This window comes from Rhodovulum sp. DZ06 (assembly GCF_050586345.1).
Classification (GTDB): Bacteria; Pseudomonadota; Alphaproteobacteria; order Rhodobacterales; family Rhodobacteraceae; genus JBOCEF01.
Window position 1 is genome coordinate 36,371 of the sequence record NZ_JBOCEF010000010.1, and the last position, 15,754, is coordinate 52,124.

Consider the following 15,754-nt stretch of genomic DNA (forward strand, 5'->3'; position numbering starts at 1 on the left):
GGCCATTGCTGCGGCGCGAAAATGGCGCGGGACAAGCGTCTTGCAGCCGCGGGGGACGGACAAAGGGGTTGATCGAAGGACGCCCGGAACGCTAATCAGTCGCTCATGGATCCTCTTTCGACAGAAACCGGCGCAATGGCCGAGGCCCGGGCGCGCGACTGGCTGGCCCAGGGCGGGCTGCGCCCGACGCGGCAGCGCCGCGCGCTGGCCATGCTGCTGGTCGGCGACGGCCGCAACCGGCATGCCACCGCGGAGTCGCTGTTCGAAGCGTCCCGCGACGGCGAGGAGCCGGTGTCGCTGGCGACCGTCTACAACACCCTGCGCGCCTTCACCGCCGCGGGGCTGCTGTCCGAGATCACCGTCGACGGCGCCCGGACCCATTACGACACCTGCATCGAAGACCACCCGCACTATTACTGGGAAGACGATGCGCGCCTGACGGACGCCCCCGCGGGCTCGGTCAGCTTCGCCGCCCTGCCGACCCCGCCCGAGGGGCAGGAGATCGCCAAGGTCGAGGTCGTCATCCGCCTGCGCGCCGCCGCGGGCTGACGGCGCCGCGGGGCCAGCGGGGCGCCAAGGGGGGCCACGGCCCCTGCCCTGTGCGCTCGGGTCAGAGCAGGATCAGCGCCGCCGCCAGCGCCGCGCCACCCGCCGTCCAGGCATCGAAGACCAGCATCGGGTTGCGCAGCGCCGCGGCGGGGATCGCCGCGATCACAGGCGCCGACAGCACCCAGCCGCGCAGGCCGCGCGTCTCGGCCCTCATCCGCCGCCGCGCCGCCAGCCCGGCGCAGAGACCGCAGAAGCCCACGGCGAGCGCCGCCTCGATCCGCCCCGAGACCACGCCCAGCATCACCGACGCGGCCATGCCCATCGCCCAGGGGACCACGCGGCGCAGCATCGCGTCGGCCGCGTCCCCCGCCTTCGGACGCGCGTAGACCGGCGGAACCCCGCCCCAGAGCTGCAGCGCCAGCAGCATGTAGACCGCCCCGGCGATCGCGGGCGCGAGGAACCAGATCTCCATCCCAGTCCCCCTCAGTCGAACATCTCGTTGGCGTCGACGCCCCAGAGGTCGCCCTTGGCGATCCAGCCCTCGTGGCCCTCGACCTCCGCCAGGCACCACACGGCGCGGCATTCCTCGAGATGCACGATCACCCCGGTCAGAAGCTCGGCCCGCGCCTCGGCCCCCAGCTCGGGCCGCGCCAGCAGGGCGCTTTTCTCCGGCGCGGTGACGATGGCGGTGCGGGTTCCCGACAGCAGGATCGAGTGGACCCAGCCGGTCACGTCGTCCACGTCCTGGACCCGCCGCCACGGCCCGTGCTCGCCCACCACCCGCAGCGGCACGCCCTTGCGCACGAAGACCCAGTCGATGCGGTGGTCGTTGGACGGGCCGCGGCGCACGTTGGCCTCGTCCGCCTTAACGCTGACATAGCGCGGCAGCTGGAAGCCGGTGACGGGGCCCGTGCCCGCCTCTCCCGCAGCCGAGGCCGCGCCGGGAAAGCCCGCGCACAGCGCCGCCCCGAGCGCCGCGCAGACCATCGCCCCGGCCGCCGCGGCCCGCCCCGCGCCCCGCTTCGCACCCGCCATCGAAAACGTCTCCGCAATAATGTTGCTCGCCCGTGGACCCGGCCCGCGGGTTTGGCTAATCATATCGCACGAGCCGCCACGCAGGAGAACCCCATGCCCGCGCCCAAACCCCGCGTCGTCGTCACCCGCCGCCTGCCCGAGCCGGTCGAAACCCGGATGCGCGAGCTGTTCGACGTGGAGCTGAACCTGTCGGACGAGAAGATGTCCGAGGCGCAGCTGGTCGACGCCCTCCAGCGCGCGGACGTGCTGGTGCCGACCGTCACCGACAAGATCGACCAGCGCATGCTCGCCCAGGCGGGCGAGAACCTGCGCCTGATCGCGAACTATGGCGCGGGCGTCGACCATATCGACGTCGCCACGGCGCGCGAGCGGGGGATCATGGTCACCAACACCCCCGGGGTGCTGACCGAGGACACCGCCGACATGACCATGGCCCTGATGCTCGCCGTCCCGCGGCGGCTGAAGGAGGGCCTCGCGGTCATGGACGCGCCCGAATGGGACGGCTGGTCGCCGATGGCGCTGCTGGGCCACCGGATCACCGGCAAGCGGCTCGGCATCCTCGGCATGGGCCGCATCGGCCAGGCCGTCGCCCGCCGCGCCCGCGCCTTCGGGATGCAGATCCACTACCACAACCGCCGCCGCCTGCACCGCCATCACGAGGAGGGCCTCGAGGCGACCTACTGGGCGAGCATCGACCAGATGCTGGCGCGGATGGACTACATCTCGGTCAACTGCCCGGCGACGCCCGCCACCTTCCACCTGCTGAACGCGCGGCGGCTGAAGCTGCTCAAGCCCGGCGCGATCATCGTCAACACCTCGCGCGGCGAGGTGATCGACGAGAACGCCCTGGCGCGCGAGATCCAGTCGGGCGCCATCGCGGGCGCGGGCCTCGACGTGTTCGAGCGCGAGCCGGCGGTGAACCCCAAGCTCAAGGGCCTGCCCAACGTGGTGCTGCTGCCGCACATGGGCTCGGCCACCGAGGAAGGGCGGATCGAGATGGGCGAGAAGGTCATCATCAACATCAAGACCTTCGCCGACGGCCACCGGCCGCCGGACCAGGTGACCCCCTCGATGATCTGAGGCGCGGGGCGGGGACCGGGGCGCCGCCGCGGTCCCCGCGACGCCGATTCGCCCCGGTTCACGCCCGCTTTCACGACCCGGCGACGCCGATCTGACTCGCGGCCCCGCGAAAGACATGTTAACGAAACATGAATTTCGCGGAGGCTTCGCAGACCATGCCCATTTCCAAACTCGAATCGCTCGACATCGACCACGCCTATGCGCCCGATGCCGAACCGACGATGCTTGAGCGTTTCGACGCCTGGGCCTCGGCGGCCCTGTCCGACCCCCGCCTATGGGGCGGCGTGATGCTGTTGATCGTGGTCCTGTTCCTGTGGACGGCGATTTCCTCCTACACGCGCGCCCAACGCGCGAAAGCAAAAGCCGCGAAACACCTCAAGGAAGAAGAAGAGGCCGAACTTCTTGCCCGCGAACTCGCGAAATTGCGAAATGAACGGCAGTTAAAGGCGGGGTGAAGCCTCCATTTAGGCCGTGACTTAAAAGGTTAACAAAGTTGTTGCGGGTATAGATTCGCGATCATAAGATAGGCGCACGGCGACACTCGGACAGGAGGCCATCATGGTCAGCAAGTCCGTCGCCCCACCTGGGTTGATCGACCAGATCGCGGGCGACCAGTTCGCTTGGCTTATCGACAGTCCGATTTTTGAGTTGGGACTGGCAGCAATCATTTTCGCAACGGTTGCGTCTAAAATATTCAGCTCTTCTTAGGGTTGAGTCGATCCTTCCGGACGCCCCGTGAAGCGTCCGGTCGCAGACAGAGGAGCAAGGCGCGGCCGGAGCGATCCGGCCGCGCCTTACGTTTGCGCCCCCGCCTGCCGCCCCGCAGCGGGGCGCGCCGCCCGGGCGCTACAGGCCCGCCGCCGCGCAACACGCGCAGCCGTCGCGCTTTTTCACCCTGATCGTGCGGTACTCCGCGCCCAGCAGGTCGAACAGCGCCAGCCGCCCGACCAGCCCCTCGCCCGCCCCGGTGATGCGCTTGACCGCCTCGGCCGCCTGCAGCGCGCCCATGGCGCCCGCCAGCGCGCCGAGCACCCCCGCCTCGGCGCAGTTCGGGACGAGGCCGGGGGCCGGGTCCTCGGGGAACACGCATTCCCAGCAGGGCCCGCCCTCCCACGGCGCGAAGACGGAAAGCTGGCCTTCCCACTGCCCCAGCGCGGCCGAGACCAGCGGGACCCGCGCCGCGGCGCAGGCCCGGTTCACCAGCCGCCGCGTGGCGAAGGAATCGGTGCCGTCGAGCGCCAGCGTCCGCCCGTCCAGCAGCGCGGCGGCGTTGTCTTCGGTCACCCGCGCCTCGATCCGCTCGACCTCGACCTCGGGGTTGATTCGCGCCAGCGCCTCGGCGGCGCTGTCGACCTTGGGCCGGCCGATGGCGGCGGTGTCGTGGATGACCTGGCGCTGGAGGTTGGAGAGCGAGACCGCGTCGTCATCGGCGATGGCGATCCGCCCCACCCCGGCGGCGGCGAGATACATCAGCGCCGGGGCCCCGAGGCCCCCGGCCCCCACCACCAGCACGTTCGCGGCCTTCAGGCGCTTCTGCCCGGGGCCGCCGATCTCGCGCAGCACGATGTGGCGGGCGTAACGCTCCAGCTCGGCGTCGGAAAAGCTCATTCGTCCCTCTCTCGCGCCGCGCGGCGCGCCTTCGCGACCACGCGCGCATAGAAGAAGGCCGGGATGCCGAGGGCCACGGCCCAGAGCGCGGCCTCGCCCATCCGGGCCAGCATCGCGCGGTTGCCGCCGCCGGGCGGAGAGGCGAACCAGAGCGCGGCGACCAGCAGCGCGAAGGCCGCCGGGGCCGCGGCCAGCGCCGCGCGGCGGCCCAAGAAGAACCAGGCGAACCCGGCCGCCAGAAGCGGCCAGGCGAACACCTCCACCATCGCGAGTTCGGGCATGTTTCCCTGGATCCCCCGGGCCTCAGAGCCCGTCGAACAGGGTCGTGGACAGGTAGCGCTCGGCGAAGCTGGGCAGGATCACCACGATGCGCTTGCCCTTCATCTCCGGCCGCTCGGCCAGCTCCGCCGCCGCGGCCAGCGCGGCGCCCGAGGAGATGCCGACGGGGATCCCCTCGACCCGCGCGACCTCGCGCGCCGTCTCCAGCGCCGACTCGTTGCCGATGGTCAGCACCTCGTCGATCAGGCCGGTGTCGAGGATGCCGGGCACGAAACCCGCGCCGATGCCCTGGATCTTGTGCGGCCCCGGCTCTCCGCCCGACAGCACCGGGCTGTCCTCGGGCTCCACCGCCACGATCTTCACCTCCGGGTTGCGGGCCTTGAGCACCCGCCCCGTGCCGGTCAGCGTGCCGCCGGTGCCGACGCCCGAGACGAAGACGTCGACCTGCCCGCCGGTGTCGGCCCAGATCTCCTCGGCCGTGGTGGCGGCGTGGATCGCGGGGTTGGCGGGGTTCTCGAACTGCTGCGGGATGATCGCGCCGGGGATCTCGGCCGCCATCTGCTCGGCCCGGGCGATGGCGCCCTTCATGCCCTTGGCGGCGTCGGTCAGCTCCAGCTCGGCCCCCAGCAGGGCGAGCATCTTGCGCCGCTCGATCGACATGCTTTCGGGCATGCACAGGATCAGCCGGTAGCCGCGCGCGGCGCAGGCGAAGGCCAGCGCGATGCCGGTGTTGCCCGAGGTCGGCTCGATGATCGCGCCGCCGGGCTTCAGGCGGCCCTCCGCCTCCAGCGCGTCGATCATCGCGACGCCGATGCGGTCCTTGACCGAGGCGATGGGGTTGAAGAATTCGAGCTTTCCGCAGATCTCGGCGTCCAGGCCCCGGCCTTCGGCGAAGCGCGACAGGCGCACCAGCGGCGTGCCGCCGATGGTCTGGGTGACGTCGTCATAGATGCGGCCGCGCGGCGGCGTGACGTTCATCAGGGTCCCTCCCGTGGAATGGTCTTTTCGCGCGGATCGCGGCGCATGCGGCGCGCCGGCGCGCAGGTGCGGGGTCAGATTTCGAAATCGGCGCGGGCCTCGTCGGCCCGGCGCACGCCGCGCGCGGCGGCTTCGCGGCAGAGGTCTTCCATGGTCACCGCGTCGAGGCGCGAGAGCAGGTCGCCCTGCAGCTCCTCCCACAACGGGGCCACGACCTTGGAGCCGAGCTCGCCGCCCGCGACCTCCTCGTCGCCCTCGGCCTCGAGGGCGGCGACCACGCGCACCACGTCGCCCATGGTCACCCGGCGGCGTTCGCGCGCCAGGGTGTAGCCGCCGCGCGGCCCGCGCACGCCCTTCAGGACGCCCGCGCGGACCAGTTGCTGCATGACCTGTTCAAGGTAGCGCTGGGGGATGCCCTGGCGCTCGGTGATGTCGCGCGCCTGCACCGGGTTGGGGCGGGCGTTGTAGGCGACGTCGGTCACGGCCTCGATGGCCAGCATGGTCTTGCGCGAAAGCCTGATCATCAGCCCTGCCCCGTGGATCCGAAGCCGCCGATCCCGCGGCGGGTTTCGTCCAGCTCCTCGGCCTCGACCCAGGCGGCCTGGAGGCAGGAGGCGAACACCATCTGCGCGATCCGGTCGCCATGGGCGAAGGTGACGGGCGCGTCGCCGTGATTGACCAGGATCACCTTCACCTCGCCGCGATAGTCGCAGTCGATGGTGCCGGGCGCGTTGAGCACCGTGACCCCGTGCCGGGCGGCGAGGCCGGAGCGCGGGCGCACCTGCGCCTCGACCCCGTCGGGAAGCGCGAGGGCGAGGCCCGTGGGCAGCATCGCGCGGGCGCCGGGCGCCAGGGTGACCGATCCGCGGTCCTCGGCGCACAGGCGCAGGTCCATGCCCGCGGCGCCGCGGGTTTCATAGGCCGGAAGCGCCAGCGCGGGGTCGTAATGGGGCAGCTTGCGGATGCGCACCTCGATCGGCGGCAGCGCGGTGGAGATTCTCATGACGCGCCTCCCGCAGCGGCCCGGGGGGCCGGGCTGTCCTCGGTCAGGGCCGCGGCGATGCGGGCCGCGAGGCGCCGGGCCACGGCGTCCTTCGGGGCGCGCTCCCAGCTCTCGGACCCGTCCGCGGTGATGATGGTGACGGCGTTCTCGGTCCCGCCCATGACGCCGGAAGCGGGCGAGACGTCGTTGGCCACGATCCAGTCGCAGCCCTTGCGCAGGCGTTTCGCCGTGGCGTGGGCGATCACGTCGTCGGTTTCCGCGGCGAAGCCGACCACCAGCGGCGGGCGGCCCGCGTCCCGGCGCGAGATGGTGCGCAGGATGTCCGGGTTCTCGGCCAGGGTCAGCGGCGGCGGCTGGCCGGAGCCGTCCTTCTTCATCTTGCTGCCCGCCGCAGAGGCGGTGCGCCAGTCGGCGACGGCGGCGGCGAAGACCGCCGCGTCGGCGGGGGTCTCCAGCCCCGCTTCGACGGCGGCGAGCATGTCGCGCGCGCTTTCCACCTCGACCACCGTCACGCCTTTCGGGCGGCGATGGGTGGCGGGGCCGGTGACGAAATGGACGTCGGCGCCCAGCGCCGCCAGCGCCTCGGCCAGCGCCGTGCCCTGCGCGCCGGAGGAGCGATTGGCGATGTAGCGCACCGGGTCGATGGGCTCATGCGTCGGGCCGGAGGTCATCAGGATGCGCTTGCCCGACAGGGGGCGCGGGCCGCGGCGGGCGGCGATGACGGCCTCGGCGGCCTCGAGGATCTCCAGCGGCTCGGCCATCCGGCCCGGGCCGTACTCGCCGCAGGCCATGGCGCCGGTCCCGGGGCCGACCACGGTTACGCCGTCGGCCTGGAGGGTGGCGAGGTTCCGCTGCGTCGCCGGATGCTCCCACATCCGCACGTTCATGGCGGGGGCGATCAGCACCGGCGCGTCGGTGGCCATCAAGAGGGTCGAGGCGAGGTCGTTGGCCAGCCCGTGCGCCATCTTGCCCATCAGGTCGGCGGTGGCGGGCGCGACGACGATGACGTCCGAGGCGCGGGAGAGCTGGATATGCCCCATCTCCGCCTCGGCCGTCAGGTCGAACAGGTCCCGGTGGACCGCCTCGCCCGCGAGGGCCGAGACCGACAGGGGGGTGACGAATTCCTCGGCCGCACGGGTCATGACAGGGGTCACGGTCCCGCCCCGCTCGCGCCAGCGGCGGATCAGGTCGAGGCATTTATAGGCGGCGACGCCGCCGCCGATGATCAGAAGAATGCGCCCGGGTTCCGCCATGTCTCTTTCCGTAAAAGGGCTTGCAGCCCACGGGCGAAACCTTAAGAGCCGCCCCGCCGCATGGCAAGGCGCCGCGGGGTCCGCCCGGCGCACGAGGGGCGCACGGGGGGCGGCGCGGGGCGTGAGCGCCGCCGCGCCGCCGCCGCGGCCGCCCGTGGCCGTCAGTCCAGCAGCGCCACCAGCAGCGCGCCGACCACGCCGCCGCCGAGCCCCGCGCCCAGCGCCAGCCACAGCGCCGCGGCGGGCAGGCGGGCCGGGGCGGGCGGCGCCTCGGGCTCGGCCAGCTTCATCAGCGCGCGCTCGGCGATCTCGGGCAGGCGGGGGCCGAACCGGCCCAGCACCTGCGCCGTCGCCTTCATGTCCCGCAGCATCTGCGCGGGGCCGAGATTGTCGCGCATCCACTCCTCGACCACCGGCTTGGCGGTGGTCCAGATGTTGAGATGCGGGTCCAGCGTGCGCCCGACGCCCTCGACCACCACCATGGTCCGCTGCAGCAGGATCAGCTCGGTCCGCGTCTGCATCCCGAAGCGTTCCGTCACGTCGAACAGATGCGCCAGCAGCTTGGCCATCGAGATCCGGTCCGCCTGCTGGCCGAAGATCGGCTCCCCGATCGAGCGCAGCGCCTGGGCGAAGGTCTCGAGGTCCTGGTCCGCGGGGACGTAGCCCGCCTCGAAATGCACCTCGGCGACGCGGCGATAGTCCTTGCGCAGGAACCCGAGAAGAATTTCTGCGTAGACGCGCCGCGTATAGGGATCAATTCTTCCCATGATCCCGAAATCGAGCGTCACCAACTCGCCCGCCGGGGAGACCTTCAGGTTCCCCTGGTGCATGTCGGCGTGGAAAAACCCGTCGCGCAGGGCGTGGCGCAGGAAGGTCTGGACGACGAGGGCGCCCATCGCCTCCATGTCGATGCCGGTGGCGCGCAGCGCCTCCACGTCGCCCAGGGGCGTTCCGTCGACCCATTCCGTGGTCATCACCCGGCGGGCCGAGAGGGGCCAGTGGACGGCGGGGCTGCTGACGCCCTTGTCGCCCTCGGAATTGGCCCGGTACTCGGCGGCCGCGGAGGCTTCGAGGCGCAGGTCCAGCTCGGTCATCACCACCGATTCAAAGTGGCGGATGACGGCGCGGGGGCGCAGGCGGCGGGATTTGGGCGCGAGGACGTGGATCAGGTTGGCGATGAACCAGAAGGCGTCCACGTCCTTGCGGAAGGCCTTCTCGACGCCGGGGCGCAGCACCTTCACCGCCACCGCCTCGCCCGTCTCGGCCACCCGCGCGGGATGCACCTGGGCGATGGAGGCGGCGGCCACCGGCGGGCCGAATTCCGCGAACAGCTCGGAGACCGGGCGGCCCAGCTCCCGCTCCACCGCCGCTTCGGCCTCGGCCTGGCTGAAGGCGGGCATCCGGTCCTGGAGCACCCGCATCTCCCGCGCGAGGCGCGCGCCGACGACGTCGGGACGGGTCGAGAGGATCTGGCCGAATTTCACGTAAGCCGGGCCGAGCGCGGTCAGCGCGCGGACCACGGGGGGCAGCTCCGGGTCGCCCTTCAGCCCCAGCGGGCCGAGCGGCGCGAACAGCACCCGCGCGGCGAGGCGCACCGGGGCGGGGGCGTCGACCTCTCCCAGCGCGTCGGCCAGCGCGCCGGTGCGCTGGAAGGTGGCGCCGGTCCGGGCCAGCCGCCACAGGTTGGCGAAGATGCCCATGGATCAGATCTTCCAGCCCGAATGCAGCGCCGCGATGCCGAGCGAGAGGTTGCGGTACTTCACCTGCTCGTACCCCGCCGCGCGCATCCGCCGGACGACCTCTTCCTGGTCGGGGAACTTGCGGATCGATTCGACGAGATACTGGTAGCTGTCCGCATCCCCCGCGATCGCCTGGCCCATCTTCGGGATCACGTTGAAGGAGTAGAGGTCATAGAGCTTCTGCATCCCCGCCTCGGGGATGTGCGAGAACTCGAGGATCATGAACCGCCCGCCGGGCTTGAGCACCCGGTAAACCTCGGACAGGCAGTCCTCCATCCGCGTGACGTTGCGGATGCCGAAGGCCATGGTCGCGTAATCGAAGGTATCGTCGGCGAAGGGCAGGTTCATCGCGTCGCCGACGACCCAGTCGGTGCGGTCCGCCTTCCCCTCGGCCTCGGCGCGCTTCTGCCCCTCGATCAGCATCGATTCGGTCAGGTCGCACACCGTCACGTGCCCCGTGCCGCGCATCCGGTCGAGCATCCGGAACGCCACGTCCCCGGTCCCGCCCGCGAGGTCGAGCATGTGGGAGCCCGGCCGCGGGGCCAGCCAGTCGGCCATCGCATCCTTCCAGATGCGGTGAATTCCGAAGGACATGGCGTCGTTCATCACGTCGTACTTGCTGGCGACGGAGGTGAACACGCCGCGCACCAGCCCGGCCTTCTCCCGCTCGGGCACGTCGCGGAAGCCGAAATGGGTTGTGGTCTCGGGGCGGGCGCCGGTATCGGGGGCGGGATGGGTCTCGTCGGTCATGACGAGGCATATAGCCCGAGAAGGCCGCGCCCGGAACATGCCCGAACTGCCTGAAGTCGAGACAGTAAGACGCGGCCTTGCGCCGGTGATGGAGGGGAAGCGCTTCGTCGCCGTCGACCAGCGCCGCCCGGACCTGCGCTGGAAGCTGCCCGAACGGATGCCCGAGCGGCTTCAGGGCGCGGTGGTCGAACGCCTGCGGCGGCGGTCGAAATACATCCTCGCGGACCTGTCCACGGGCGAGGTGCTGCTGATGCATCTCGGGATGTCCGGGCGGCTGCTGATCGACGGGGCCGGGACCGCGGCGCATGTCCACGAGCGCGCGGCGCCCGGCAAGCATGACCACGTGATCTTCGACATGGAGGGCGGCGTGCGCATCGCCTTCAACGACGCGCGCCGCTTCGGGGCGATGGACCTGTTCGCGGCCGGGGACGAGGCGGAGCACCCGCTGCTGCGCGCCCTCGGGCCCGAACCCCTGGGCAACGCCTTCAACGCCGCGCTGCTGCGCGCGCGCTTCGCGGGGCGGAAGACCTCGGCCAAGGCCGCGCTGCTCGACCAGCGAATCGTGGCGGGCCTCGGCAACATCTACGTGTGCGAGGCGCTGTGGCGGGCGGGAATCGCCCCCGCGCGGCAGGCCGGGCGGATCTCGGCCGCGCGGCTCGAGATCCTCGCCGCCGCGATCCGAGACGTGCTGACCGAGGCGATCGCGGCGGGCGGGTCGAGCTTGCGCGATTATCGCCAAGCCGACGGAGAGCTTGGATATTTTCAGCACGGCTTCGCGGTTTACGGCCGCGAGGGGGAGCCGTGCCGCCGCGACGGATGCGCCGGATCCATCGCGAGACTTGCGCAATCGGGCCGCTCGACGTTCCATTGCCCCGCCTGCCAGAGATGAACCGGGGCTGCGGGAACAAGGCTTGAACGCCCCCCCGCGCTTCGCTACACGCGGCGCTCGCTCCTCCGCGCCCCATCGCGGGGGGACCGAATTCAAGACGCCGACGGAGGACTTCCCCCAATGGCCTACACCTCGATCATCGTCGAGACCCGCGACCATGTCGGGCTCATCAAGCTCAACCGCCCCGAAGCGCTGAACGCGCTGAACCAGGAGCTGCTGGGCGAGCTGAACGACGCCCTCGCCAAGTTCGACGCCGACGACAAGGTCCGGTGCATCGTCCTCACCGGGTCGGAAAAAGCCTTCGCCGCGGGCGCCGACATCAAGGAGATGTCGGAGCAGAGCTTCGTGGACATGTTCAAGTCGGACTTCTTCACCGACAAGCATGACGGCGTCGCGAACACCCGCACCCCGATCATCGCCGCCGTGGCCGGCTACGCCCTTGGCGGCGGCTGCGAGCTGGCGATGCTGTGCGACTTCATCCTCGCCGCCGACACCGCCAAGTTCGGCCAGCCCGAGGTCAATCTCGGCGTCATGGCCGGCATCGGCGGCACCCAGCGCCTGACCCGCGCCGTGGGCAAGTCCAAGGCGATGGAGATGAACCTGACCGGCCGCTTCATGACGGCGGAAGAGGCCGAGCGCTCCGGCCTCGTCTCCCGCGTCGTGCCGGCCGACAAGCTGCTCGACGACGCGCTCGCGACCGCCGAGAAGATCGCCGAGAAATCCCCCATCGCCACCATGGCGATCAAGGAATCGGTGAACCGGTCCTACGAGATGACCCTGGCCGAGGGCCTGCGCTACGAGCGCCGCCTCTTCCATTCGCTGTTCGCAACCGAGGACCAGAAGGAAGGCATGAACGCCTTCATCGAGAAACGCGCCCCCCATTTCCGGGGCAAATGAGCCGTTCCCGGGGGCGCCCCGGCGCCCCCGGGCTTGACGACTCCCCGCTTCGCCGGTAAGAGCGCCGCTCACACCGACAGGATACACAGAATTCACGGGACACACCCATGGCCAACTCGCCCCAAGCTCGTAAACGCGTCCGCCAGATCGAACGCCGCACCGCCGTCAACCGCGCCCGCCGCTCGCGCATCCGCACCTTCATCAAGAAGGTCGAGCGCGCGCTGGACGCCGGCGATGGCGCCACGGCCGCCGTCGCTCTCAAGGCCGCGCAGCCCGAGCTGATGCGCGGCGTGACCAAGGGCGTGTTCCACAAGAACACCGCGAGCCGCAAGATCTCGCGCCTCGCGCAGCGCGTGAAGACGCTGCAGACGGCCGCCGCCTGATCCAGGCGACACCTGTCGGATCCCGCGTGACGCGGCCCTGAAAGGGGCCGCGTTTCGTGTGACCGGGGGACGCGAACCGCGCCCCGCCGCCCGCCCCGTCCATTCGGAAACCAGCGTCACGGACCTGTCGCCCCGCCGTCATGTTCCACGTTTGGTCCGGTTGCCGGGACAAGGCGTCTGAGACTAATGTCTCCCCAGCCAGAGGAATCGCCGGATGCGAGTCCCGAGGCCCAAGCCGCACAAAAGTAAGCCGACCAAATTCCGCAAGTATTGCGGATCGCGTTTACTTGCACCTCGCACATGAAAACTTGCGCGAGCGGAGCCAAGCGGCGCAACCGCCCCGCGAATAGAGCGTTCGTTAAGAGTTCCGGTTGTCGAAACCCTCGGGTTGGGCCTATCCTCGGAGAGCGATTCCAAGGGGCCCGACCGTGACGACGGCCCGCCGGTTTCGCGTCCCGGACTGTTCCGCGCCGCCCCCGGCGCGGTGCGTCCGCCGTTGCGCGTCGCGCCCCCCGGGGCCGCGCGCGGGGTCGGCCCCGGCGACGGGCCGACGCCGTCCCGTCCCGGCCCCGCCGGCCCGCGGACGGTCCCAGGATGATCGCCGAAGGACGGCCGCCCTTCCCCGTGGGCGGCTGCAGCAGCAGGAGCGCGCATGACCGTCGAGCAGCAGAATCCCGACGAGGCTTTCAAGGGCCTGGCCGAAGGCGACTCCGCCCTGGTCGACGTGCGCACCGTCGCCGAATGGTCCTTCGTCGGTCTGCCCGACCTCTCGGCCATCGGCATCCGCCCGATCCTGATCGAGTGGGCGCGATTCCCCGACATGTCGGCGAATCCCGATTTCGTCGCGGCGCTCGACGAGGCCCTCGGGGGCGCGACCCCGAAGGCCATCTACTTCATCTGCCGGTCCGGCGCGCGTTCGATGAACGCGGCCCGCGCGGCGGAGGCCCATTTCGCGGCCGCCGGCGCACAGATCCGCTGCATCAACGTGGCCGAAGGGTTTGAAGGCGATCTTGACGCCGACGGCCACCGCGGCGGGTCCAACGGATGGAAAGCGCGCGGGCTGCCCTGGCGGCAGAACTGACGCGCCCTCAACGACGAAGAAGACCGGCGGCGCCCCTGCCCCCCCACAGGGCGCGTCAGGCCGGCAGGGAGAGACTCATGCCCGGCACTTCCGAAACGCCGCTGCCGCCCATCGGCCCAGCCTGGGTGCGCATCCGCGAGATGACTCGCGAGGAAATCGGCTCCTCCGCCTTCGAGAACTGGATCCACCCGCTGCAGCTCGAGGACGCCGACGGCCCCGTCGCCGTGCTCTCGGCCCCCACCAGTTTCATCGGCAAATGGGTCGACCAGCATTACGGCGACGTGCTGACCCGCATGATCTCGACCGAGTTCGAGCACGTGCAGCGCCTTGAATTCCGCCTGCGCCGCCGCGGCGCCGCCGCGCCCGCCGCCCCGGCCCCCGCGCCGCGTCCCGCCGCGCCCGTCGCCGCGATCCCCGACGCCCCGCGCGAGCCGCTCTCGGCCCGCGCCGCCCCGCGCCGCCGCCCGGCGCCCGCGCCCGCCTACGCCCCGGGGCAGGACGCCGCCGACATCGCCGCCGACGTGGCGCGGGACCTCGCGCGCGCCGAGCAGGAGATGGGCTCGACCCCCATGGCCGCGCAGGCCGCGGGCGAGGAAGGCGCGAATGACGATCTCGGCTCCGTCGCGCTCGACCCGCGCTTCACCTTCGACCGCTTCGTCGTCGGCAAGCCGAACGAGCTGGCGCACGCCGCCGCCCGGCGCGTGGCCGAGGACCCGAACGTGGTGTTCAACCCGCTGTTCCTCTATGGCGGCGTCGGGCTCGGCAAGACCCACCTGATGCACGCCATCGGCTGGCGGGTGCAGGAGATGGATCCGAACCGGCGCATCCTCTACATCTCGGCCGAGCAGTTCATGTACCGCTTCGTCCGCGCGCTCCGGCACAAGGACACCATCGGGTTCAAGCGCCTGTTCCGGTCCGTCGACGTGCTGATGGTCGACGACGTGCAGTTCATCGCCGGCAAGAACTCGACGCAGGAAGAATTCTTCCACACCTTCAACGCGCTGGTCGAACAGGGCAAGCAGGTGGTCATCTCGGCCGACCGCGCGCCGGGGGAGATCGAGGGGCTGGAGGAGCGGATCAAGTCGCGCCTGCAGTGGGGCCTCGTGGTCGACCTGCACCCGACGGATTACGAGCTGCGGCTCGGCATCCTGCAGGCCAAGCTCGAATCCATGCGCCCGGCGCACCCCGATGTGGACGTGCCGGACAAGGTGCTGGAATACCTCGCGCACCGCATCTCCTCGAACGTGCGGGTGCTGGAAGGCGCGCTGACGCGGCTGCTGGCCTTCGCGTCGCTGGTGGGCCGCGAGGTCGATCTCGACATGACCGAGGAATGCCTGTCGGACCTGCTGCGCGCCTCGGACCGCAAGGTCACCATCGAGCAGATCCAGCGCAAGGTGGCCGAGCACTACAACCTGCGCATGTCGGACCTGCTGTCCCAGCGCCGGTCGCGCTCCATCGCCCGGCCGCGGCAGATCGCGATGTACCTGTGCAAGATGCTGACGACCAAGAGCATGCCGGAGATCGGCCGCCGCTTCGACAAGCGCGACCACACCACCGTGCTGCACGCGATCCGCCAGATCGAGAAGCTGAAGGCCGCGGACAGCCAGATGGCCGAGGATATCGAGCTGCTGCGCCGGATGCTGGAGGCGTAAGCCGCCCCTCCGCGCTGCATGCGAACGGCCCGCCCCTCGGCGGGCCGTTTCGCGTTTCAGGATCAGCCCCGTTCCAGCCGCCGCATGCCGTTGGCGACGATCAGGTCGTGGAACGGCAGCACCAGCGGCAGGTAGAGCCGCCCGAGCCGGTTCTTGGGCCGCACCCAGGTGCCCATCAGCGCCCGCCCGTCCGCGCGCGTCACCGCCACGCGGAAATCGAGGTGCGAATCGTCCTCGCCCAGCACGATCCGGTCCGGCCTCCGCTCCATCACCCGCATGAAGCCGATGCGCTCCGGGCCGCCGGTCTCGGCGGCGAGGTCGCGCGCGGTCTTCAGGCCCAGCGGCGCGACGATGGAATCGCGAAGGTCCAGCAGGCGGCGCACCCAGTTCGGCATCCCCTCCATCACCGCGCGGGCCAGGGCGGCGGCGTCGGCACTCGGGTCGGCGGGCGCAGCCTCCCAGCAATCGAGGAAATCCTTGGGGGCCTTCAGCGCGCTCAGCGGGAAATCGGCGGGCGGGGAAATGCGGCGGACGGTCATGACGACGTTCCTTACCATTAGAGAACACCGTTCTCTTGT

The 15,754-nt window shown here is 71.0% G+C and carries 19 protein-coding genes; 8 read left to right on the forward strand and 11 right to left on the reverse strand.

Features of this window, described 5'->3' with window-relative positions:
* Nucleotides 1-135 precede the first annotated feature (135 nt).
* Nucleotides 136-549, forward strand: a complete 414-nt coding sequence (gene irr / locus ACQ5SO_RS06770; protein WP_430940824.1) for a Fur family transcriptional regulator Irr — start codon at nt 136-138, stop codon at nt 547-549.
* A 61-nt stretch (nt 550-610) separates the two neighbouring features.
* On the opposite strand, the gene ACQ5SO_RS06775 is transcribed toward irr, so the two are convergent.
* Nucleotides 611-1,021, reverse strand: a complete 411-nt coding sequence (locus tag ACQ5SO_RS06775; RefSeq protein WP_430940825.1) for a hypothetical protein — start codon at nt 1,019-1,021, stop codon at nt 611-613.
* 11 nt (nt 1,022-1,032) lie between these two features.
* Entirely contained in the window at nt 1,033-1,584 is a 552-nt protein-coding gene (locus tag ACQ5SO_RS06780) for an SH3 domain-containing protein (RefSeq protein ID WP_430940826.1), read from the reverse strand.
* Between the two features lie 93 nt (nt 1,585-1,677).
* On the opposite strand from ACQ5SO_RS06780, the gene ACQ5SO_RS06785 reads away from it, so the two are divergent.
* Both ACQ5SO_RS06785 and ACQ5SO_RS06790 read left to right on the forward strand, forming a co-directional pair.
* The gene (locus ACQ5SO_RS06785) at nt 1,678-2,664 is read left to right on the forward strand and encodes a 2-hydroxyacid dehydrogenase (RefSeq protein WP_430940827.1); all 987 of its coding nucleotides are present in this window, start codon (nt 1,678-1,680) and stop codon (nt 2,662-2,664) included.
* Nucleotides 2,665-2,819: 155 nt separating this feature from the next.
* Nucleotides 2,820-3,119, forward strand: a complete 300-nt coding sequence (locus ACQ5SO_RS06790; RefSeq protein ID WP_430940828.1) for a hypothetical protein — start codon at nt 2,820-2,822, stop codon at nt 3,117-3,119.
* Nucleotides 3,120-3,510: 391 nt separating this feature from the next.
* Here the strand turns inward: ACQ5SO_RS06790 and ACQ5SO_RS06795 are convergent, their stop codons facing one another.
* The 8 genes from ACQ5SO_RS06795 to ubiE all read right to left on the reverse strand — a co-directional run bounded on the left by ACQ5SO_RS06795 (nt 3,511) and on the right by ubiE (nt 10,274).
* Nucleotides 3,511-4,272: a HesA/MoeB/ThiF family protein gene (locus tag ACQ5SO_RS06795; RefSeq protein ID WP_430940829.1), complete on the reverse strand. Its 762-nt coding sequence runs from the start codon at nt 4,270-4,272 to the stop codon at nt 3,511-3,513.
* Nucleotides 4,269-4,553 (reverse strand): hypothetical protein, encoded by a 285-nt coding sequence (locus tag ACQ5SO_RS06800; RefSeq protein WP_430940830.1) that lies wholly within the window; start codon nt 4,551-4,553, stop codon nt 4,269-4,271. Before ACQ5SO_RS06800 ends, ACQ5SO_RS06795 begins: the two co-directional genes overlap by 4 nt.
* A 22-nt stretch (nt 4,554-4,575) precedes the next feature.
* Nucleotides 4,576-5,529 carry a cysteine synthase A gene (gene cysK, locus ACQ5SO_RS06805; protein WP_430940831.1) on the reverse strand — a complete coding sequence of 318 codons (954 nt, stop codon included), beginning with the start codon at nt 5,527-5,529 and terminating at the stop codon, nt 4,576-4,578.
* 74 nt (nt 5,530-5,603) lie between these two features.
* Nucleotides 5,604-6,053 (reverse strand): RrF2 family transcriptional regulator, encoded by a 450-nt coding sequence (locus ACQ5SO_RS06810; RefSeq protein ID WP_430940832.1) that lies wholly within the window; start codon nt 6,051-6,053, stop codon nt 5,604-5,606.
* Nucleotides 6,053-6,532, reverse strand: a complete 480-nt coding sequence (dut, locus tag ACQ5SO_RS06815) for a dUTP diphosphatase (RefSeq protein WP_430940833.1) — start codon at nt 6,530-6,532, stop codon at nt 6,053-6,055. The genes ACQ5SO_RS06810 and dut overlap by 1 nt, the downstream gene beginning before the upstream one ends.
* Nucleotides 6,529-7,785, reverse strand: a complete 1,257-nt coding sequence (gene coaBC, locus ACQ5SO_RS06820) for a bifunctional phosphopantothenoylcysteine decarboxylase/phosphopantothenate--cysteine ligase CoaBC (RefSeq protein WP_430940834.1) — start codon at nt 7,783-7,785, stop codon at nt 6,529-6,531. The genes dut and coaBC overlap by 4 nt, the downstream gene beginning before the upstream one ends.
* A 161-nt stretch (nt 7,786-7,946) precedes the next feature.
* A complete protein-coding gene (ubiB, locus tag ACQ5SO_RS06825; RefSeq protein ID WP_430940835.1) occupies nt 7,947-9,485 on the reverse strand; it encodes a 2-polyprenylphenol 6-hydroxylase in 1,539 nt (512 codons plus the stop codon).
* Nucleotides 9,486-9,488: 3 nt separating this feature from the next.
* Complete coding sequence (ubiE, locus tag ACQ5SO_RS06830; protein WP_430940836.1) at nt 9,489-10,274, reverse strand: bifunctional demethylmenaquinone methyltransferase/2-methoxy-6-polyprenyl-1,4-benzoquinol methylase UbiE; 786 nt, start codon at nt 10,272-10,274, stop codon at nt 9,489-9,491.
* A 37-nt stretch (nt 10,275-10,311) separates the two neighbouring features.
* Here ubiE and mutM point away from each other — a divergent pair, with 37 nt between their 5' ends.
* The 5 genes from mutM (at nt 10,312) to dnaA (ending at nt 15,176) form a co-directional block, all read left to right on the forward strand.
* Nucleotides 10,312-11,163 (forward strand): bifunctional DNA-formamidopyrimidine glycosylase/DNA-(apurinic or apyrimidinic site) lyase, encoded by an 852-nt coding sequence (mutM, locus tag ACQ5SO_RS06835; RefSeq protein ID WP_430940837.1) that lies wholly within the window; start codon nt 10,312-10,314, stop codon nt 11,161-11,163.
* Nucleotides 11,164-11,283: 120 nt separating this feature from the next.
* Entirely contained in the window at nt 11,284-12,060 is a 777-nt protein-coding gene (locus tag ACQ5SO_RS06840; protein WP_430940838.1) for an enoyl-CoA hydratase, read from the forward strand.
* Between the two features lie 107 nt (nt 12,061-12,167).
* The gene (gene rpsT, locus ACQ5SO_RS06845) at nt 12,168-12,443 is read left to right on the forward strand and encodes a 30S ribosomal protein S20 (protein ID WP_430940839.1); all 276 of its coding nucleotides are present in this window, start codon (nt 12,168-12,170) and stop codon (nt 12,441-12,443) included.
* Nucleotides 12,444-13,095: 652 nt separating this feature from the next.
* Nucleotides 13,096-13,524, forward strand: coding sequence for a rhodanese-like domain-containing protein (locus ACQ5SO_RS06850; RefSeq protein WP_430940840.1), 429 nt, complete (start codon nt 13,096-13,098; stop codon nt 13,522-13,524).
* A gap of 77 nt (nt 13,525-13,601) precedes the next feature.
* Nucleotides 13,602-15,176 (forward strand): chromosomal replication initiator protein DnaA, encoded by a 1,575-nt coding sequence (gene dnaA, locus ACQ5SO_RS06855; protein ID WP_430940841.1) that lies wholly within the window; start codon nt 13,602-13,604, stop codon nt 15,174-15,176.
* A gap of 62 nt (nt 15,177-15,238) precedes the next feature.
* On the opposite strand, the gene ACQ5SO_RS06860 is transcribed toward dnaA, so the two are convergent.
* Complete coding sequence (locus ACQ5SO_RS06860) at nt 15,239-15,715, reverse strand: DUF2867 domain-containing protein (RefSeq protein WP_430940842.1); 477 nt, start codon at nt 15,713-15,715, stop codon at nt 15,239-15,241.
* Nucleotides 15,716-15,754: the final 39 nt, after the last annotated feature.